Below are 1,973 nucleotides of genomic sequence, written 5' to 3'. Positions count from 1 at the left end.
GTGCAGCCGCGAGTTCGACGTGCTGGCGCTGATCGAGCTCGACGATGCGAGCCACGCCCGCGATGCCGCCGAGGTGGCGGCGCGTGACGGCATGCTGAGCGCCGCCGGCTACCGCGTGCTGCGTTTCAAGCGCCTGCCGAGCGAGATCGACCTGCGGACGGCGGTGCTGCGGGCGGCCGGCTGATCGCCGGGAGGACTTTTCCGGAAGGCGGGCCGGTCGCGGCGACAATCACCGGTCGTTTTTGCCGATTCCGGCCCGAACTTTTTTCCGTGCCATGTCATCACGCTCTCTTTTCACCACCCTCGGCCTGGTGGCCGCCACGCTGGCGCTCGCCGTCGTGCTGAACCCGTCGGCCGAGCGCCATCGCGACAGCGTGCGCGCCGCGATCGGCGAACGCAATGCGCTCGCGAAGGTGCTGGGCATCGGCTCGCTGGCCGCGCTGGTGTCGAGCTACCACTCGCTCGGCGTCGCGTCGTACACGTCGGTGAACGGGCACACGCTGTCGGTCGGCGTGATGGGGATGGTGTTCGTGCGGGACACGCCGTGACGGCGGCTCCGGCGCGCCTGTTCGATTTCATCGGTGGTGCGGAGGGCGCGTGGMGCGTCGATCGCATCGGTGCGGTGACGGGCGACAGCCTGCCCGCGGTGGCGCGGCTGCAGATGGTCGCGGCCGATGGCCCGGTCGACCCGGCCGACGCCGCATGGCGGCTGCGCGGCATCACCAGCAACGAGCGCTATGTGGAGCGCACGGAGAAGCAGCAGCTGCTCGCGCGGCAGCCGGCGCTCGGCCGCCCCGAGGCCACGCGTGCCGCGTTGATCCCGATCCGCAAGAACGCGGCCTGGTGGGCGATGACGCAGGACGAGCGGCGCGCGGTCTTCGAGGCGCAGTCGCGCCACATCGCGATCGGGCTGGACTACCTGCCGGCCGTGGCACGGCGCCTGCATCATTGCCGCGACCTGGCGTCGCCGCAGCCGTTCGATTTCCTGACCTGGTTCGAGTACGCGCCGGCCGATGCCGAAGCCTTCGAGGCGCTGGTGGCGGCGTTGCGCGCGTCGCCCGAGTGGGCGTTCGTCGACCGCGAGGTGGACCTGCGGCTGAGCCGTGACGCCTGACGTGGACCGATGCCCTTTTCGACATTGCACGACATTGCACATGAGCTTCTCGATGACTGAATACCGATCGGTGGCGGCTGCTGCGCTGACCGTGGCACTGACGCTGGCTGCAGCCTCCGTGGCCCATGCGGCCGATGGCGGCGGGCCGCTGAAACTCTCGCTGGGTGGCGGCCTCACGGCGGGTGGCGACAACCTGGTGGAGGGCTCGGGCGCCGAGATGGACGCCGGCCGCGGCCTGCAGGTGTTCGCCGGTGCCGAGTACTGGGTGGCCGAGCCGTTCGCGCTGCAGATGAACCTGGGCTTCCAGATCGACCGGCGCAAGGCTGCGGGCGGCACCTTGCGCTTCCAGCGCTTTCCGCTCGAACTGATGGGGCTGTATGCGGTGACGAACAACCTGCGCTTCGGGGCCGGCGCGCAGTTCGTGTTCGGCGCGCGGCTGCGCGGCAGCGGCGACGCGGGCGCGTTGAACCAGAACTACAAGCACGCCACCGGCCGCGTGCTCGAAGGCGAGTTTCTGATCACGCCGCACTCGGCGGTGAAGCTGCGCTTCGTGAAGGAGAACTTCACCGCCGGCGATGGTGCGCCGAAGATCAAGGGCGACCATGTGGGGCTGATGTACACGCACTACTTCTGAGTCGACGGATCCTCGAAGGGCGTGAGCAAGCTCTGGACTTCAGCATGCCTCAAGTACCGGGAGAACAACTCCGACCCATGGCGCAGAGGCTGATCGACGATCTGGGACACGCGCTCGACCTTGAAGAAGGTCCATGCGACGTGTGTGCCGTCCATCGCGACATAGGACGACTCCGCCGAGACGGCGAGCAGTGCGGCCTTCGCTTCAGCGTCATCGGCACTGAGA

5 protein-coding genes are annotated in these 1,973 nt (G+C 68.9%); 4 read left to right on the top strand and 1 reads right to left on the bottom strand.

Features of this window, described 5'->3' with window-relative positions:
• The 4 genes from AC1D15_RS29400 to AC1D15_RS29385 form a co-directional block, all read left to right on the top strand.
• A partial coding sequence (locus AC1D15_RS29400; protein ID WP_477828802.1) for a DUF559 domain-containing protein occupies positions 1-184 on the top strand: 184 nt, incomplete at its 5' end.
• A gap of 91 nt (positions 185-275) precedes the next feature.
• The gene (locus AC1D15_RS29395; protein WP_477828801.1) at positions 276-548 is read left to right on the top strand and encodes a hypothetical protein; all 273 of its coding nucleotides are present in this window, start codon (positions 276-278) and stop codon (positions 546-548) included.
• On the top strand, positions 545-1,114 hold the full coding sequence (locus tag AC1D15_RS29390; RefSeq protein WP_477828800.1) for a chlorite dismutase family protein: 570 nt from the start codon (positions 545-547) through the stop codon (positions 1,112-1,114). The genes AC1D15_RS29395 and AC1D15_RS29390 overlap by 4 nt, the downstream gene beginning before the upstream one ends.
• Before the next feature lie 52 nt (positions 1,115-1,166).
• A complete protein-coding gene (locus AC1D15_RS29385) occupies positions 1,167-1,748 on the top strand; it encodes a hypothetical protein (RefSeq protein ID WP_477828799.1) in 582 nt (193 codons plus the stop codon).
• Here AC1D15_RS29385 and AC1D15_RS29380 read toward each other — a convergent pair.
• Positions 1,739-1,973, bottom strand: a 235-nt coding sequence (locus tag AC1D15_RS29380; RefSeq protein ID WP_477828798.1) for a DUF4288 domain-containing protein, incomplete at its 5' end; no start/stop codon positions are given. The genes AC1D15_RS29385 and AC1D15_RS29380 overlap by 10 nt on opposite strands.

This window comes from Rhizobacter sp. P2_H2, assembly GCF_056403375.1.
This window is presented reverse-complemented; position numbering and strand designations above follow the sequence as displayed.

Excerpts from the sequence above, each read along its gene's own strand:
- AC1D15_RS29385 (WP_477828799.1), top strand. The coding sequence starts at position 1,167 with ATGACTGAATACCGATCGGTGGCGGCTGCTGCGCTGACCGTGGCACTG.
- AC1D15_RS29395 (WP_477828801.1), top strand. The coding sequence starts at position 276 with ATGTCATCACGCTCTCTTTTCACCACCCTCGGCCTGGTGGCCGCCACG.